The organism is Psychrobacter sp. TB20-MNA-CIBAN-0197, assembly GCF_040309765.1.
In the GTDB taxonomy this organism is placed as follows: domain Bacteria; phylum Pseudomonadota; class Gammaproteobacteria; order Pseudomonadales; family Moraxellaceae; genus Psychrobacter; species Psychrobacter submarinus.
The window spans coordinates 1-275 of record NZ_JBEOPC010000513.1 but is presented as its reverse complement, the minus strand read 5'-3'; the positions used below and the strand labels follow the sequence as shown (position 1 = coordinate 275).

Sequence of the window (275 nt, the reverse complement as noted above, 5' to 3'; positions counted from 1 at the left end):
GGCGGATGAAACTCAACGACATCATTGGCGAAAACAAAGTCGTCGCTGATAACGCCATGGCCAACATCGACGATGCGGTCGCAACGGCCAAAGTCAGCATGGTCATTTCCCTGCTGGTCGCGGTACTGGTCGCCGGCCTCTGCGGTCTGCTGTTGATGCGCGCGATCATGGCGCCGATGAACCGCATCGTGACCATCCTCGACATCATGCGCACCGGTGATCTGAGCTCGCGCCTGAACCTCGATCGCAAGGACGAATTCGGCGCGGTCGAAACC

Annotated in this window: 1 protein-coding gene; it reads left to right on the top strand. The window is 59.3% G+C overall.

All coding sequences use genetic code 11. The features are described 5' to 3' along the window. Positions 1-275: HAMP domain-containing protein (locus AAEY83_RS14735; protein WP_351060047.1), on the top strand; the 275-nt coding region annotated here is incomplete at both ends.